The 2,507-nt window shown below is 69.1% G+C and carries 2 protein-coding genes; both read left to right on the top strand.

Translation table 11 applies throughout. From position 1 onward, the window contains the following. Positions 1-71 precede the first annotated feature (71 nt). Positions 72-1,412, top strand: coding sequence for a PAS domain-containing sensor histidine kinase (locus FVW20_RS12400; RefSeq protein ID WP_196609858.1), 1,341 nt, complete (start codon positions 72-74; stop codon positions 1,410-1,412). Next, positions 1,381-2,507, top strand: a 1,127-nt coding sequence (locus tag FVW20_RS12395) for a PAS domain S-box protein (RefSeq protein WP_196609857.1), incomplete at its 3' end; no start/stop codon positions are given. The genes FVW20_RS12400 and FVW20_RS12395, both read left to right, overlap by 32 nt.

The following is a 2,507-nucleotide window of genomic DNA, read 5'->3' as shown; positions in this document are numbered from 1 at the left end:
ATCACGTCCGGTCCCCTCGCGCGCCCTCCCGCCCGCACCCGGCGCCACCCCGAGCCACCACAGGACGACGCATGACCCCGCCCCTGCCCACGTTCCACGCCCCCGCAGAACGTTCGGCCGACGCCGACCTGCTGCGCCAGGCCGGGCTGTTCCGCGACCCCACCCTGGTCAGCCTGCTCGATTCGGTGACGGACATCGTGCTGATCCTGAACCGGCACCGCCAGATCGTTTTCGTCAATCGCAACCTGCTGGAACTGCTGTCCCTGTCCGACGGCGCCAACCTGATGGGGCTGCGCCCCGGTGAACTGTTCCACTGCGAGAACGCCTGCGAAGGCCCCGGCGGCTGCGGTACGGCGGACGGGTGTCGCGAGTGCGGGGCGGTAAAGGCGGTGCTGTGCGCCCTGGGCGACGAGCGCAGGGTGGATGAATGCCGCATCACCCAGCGCAAGGGCGACGACGTGCTGGCCTACGACCTGAAGGTCTGCGCCACTCCCTTCGACCGGGACGGCGAGCGGTTCGTCATCTTCGCCATCAACGACATCAGCCACGAAAAGCGGCGGCGCGCGCTGGAGCGCATCTTTTTCCACGACATCCTGAACACGGCGGGGGGGCTGCGCAACCTGGCCCAGATGATCCTGGAAGAAGTCCCCCTGGATCTGCGCGGCGACACCATGTTGCTGCATCGCTTTTCCAACGCGCTGGTGGAAGAGATAGTCACCCAGAAGCTGCTGCTGGCTGCGGAAACCGACGAACTGCCGGTGGACCCGCACCCCGTGGACGGGGTGGAACTGCTGCGCGACGTGGCCAACCTGTACGCCGGGCACGAGACCGCGCGGGGGCGCGTTCTTACCGTGCTGTCCTGCGTTGCCGACACGGCCATGGTCACGGACCCCACGCTGCTGGGCCGGGTGCTGGGCAACCTGGTCAAGAACGCCCTGGAGGCCACCCCCGAGCAGGGCGAGGTGGTGCTTGGCTGCGACTGCGGCGGTGACGGCGAGTGCGTCACCTTTCGGGTGCGCAACCCCGGTTACATCCGGCCCGACGTGCAGCGCCAGATATTCCAGCGTTCGTTTTCCACCAAGGGGGCGGGGAGGGGGCTTGGCACCTACAGCATTCGCCTGCTGACGCAGAACTACCTGAAGGGCCGGGTGGGCTTTGAAACGTCGCCCTCGGGCTGGACGGAATTCCGCGTCTGCCTGCCGCGCAACGCCTTCAACGGTGCGGAACCCGACGCGCCCGTCGGGCTGGGCGGCATGGCTGATGACACGCCGGGCCGTGCAACCGCGTGGGCGCGCGAGCAGGGGCAGGCCCCCGGCGAAGAATCGCCATGGAACGACAAAGGCTGCACGCGCGATGGCGACGCAACAGCATGGGGGAGCGATGACACAGCCGCTGCGCGTTCTGATCGCTGAGGACGACGCCGTCGGCGCGGCCCTGCTGCGCGGTCTGCTGGTCCGCGAGGGGCACGTGGTGATCGGCCCCGCCGCCATGGGCGAGGAGGCCGTGCGCCTGGCCCGCGACGAGCGGCCCGACGCCGTGCTCATGGACATCTGGCTGGCCGGGGACATGAACGGCGTGGAGGCCACCCGCGCCATCACCGCCGACTTCGACATTCCGGTCATTCTGGTCACCGGCGCCACGGAGGCCACGGACCACGAACTCATGGAACAGGTGGTGGGCAGCGGCGCGCTCGGCTTCATGTCCAAGCCGGTCACCGGCGACGCCCTGCGCGTGAACCTGCGCATCGTGCGCCATCACACCCGCCTGCACGCCCGGCTGCGCGACAGCGAGCAGCGTTACCGTTCCATCTTCGACAACGCCGTGGTGGGCATCTACATGGCCGACCCGGAAGGGCGCTATCTGGTGTCCAACCGCGCCTTCGCCCAGATGCTGGGCTGGTCCGGACCGGGCGAACTGGTGTCCGGCGTGCGCTCCATGGATGAACAGGTTTACGAGGCGCCGGGGAGACGGCAGGAACTGCTGGCCCGCCTGCGCGCCGAAGGCACGGTGACGGGCTTCGTCTCGCAGGTGTACGGGCGCGACGGCGACCTGTTGTGGGTGTCGGAACATTGCACCGCCGTGCACGGCTGGACAGGTGAACTGCTGCACTACGAGGGCATTGTGGTCAACGTCACCGCCCGCATCGAGGCGGAACAGCGTTGGCGCACCACCCTCGGCATCCTGCGCAGCACCATAGACGCCATGCCCGACCACGTGGTGCTGCTGGACCTGGATCGCAACGTGATCATGGCCAATGCCTCGTGGGTGCGGCAGATGTGCGGGGCGGGGCTGCACGATGCCGCGGGTACTGCGGATGCGGGAGGGGCGGTGGACGGCTCGGTCATGGTGCGCTGCCCCGACTGCGTGGACGAAGACGGTGGCCTCACGCCCCTCGACCGCTTTCTGCGCGAGGGCGGGCAACAGTCCGGCCCCGTGCGCCTGCTGCCCGGCGGCGAGCCGTGCATGTGCAGCGTCTCGCCCTACCGGGCGCCGGACGGCGCGGTCAT

This window comes from Nitratidesulfovibrio oxamicus (assembly GCF_015731765.1).
GTDB lineage: Bacteria > Desulfobacterota > Desulfovibrionia > Desulfovibrionales > Desulfovibrionaceae > Cupidesulfovibrio > Cupidesulfovibrio oxamicus.
Note: the sequence above shows the minus strand (reverse complement) of the source record. Positions and strands in the feature narration are given on the sequence as shown.

Coding starts and splice junctions, on each gene's coding strand:
- FVW20_RS12400 (WP_196609858.1), top strand. CDS start 72: ATGACCCCGCCCCTGCCCACGTTCCACGCCCCCGCAGAACGTTCGGCC.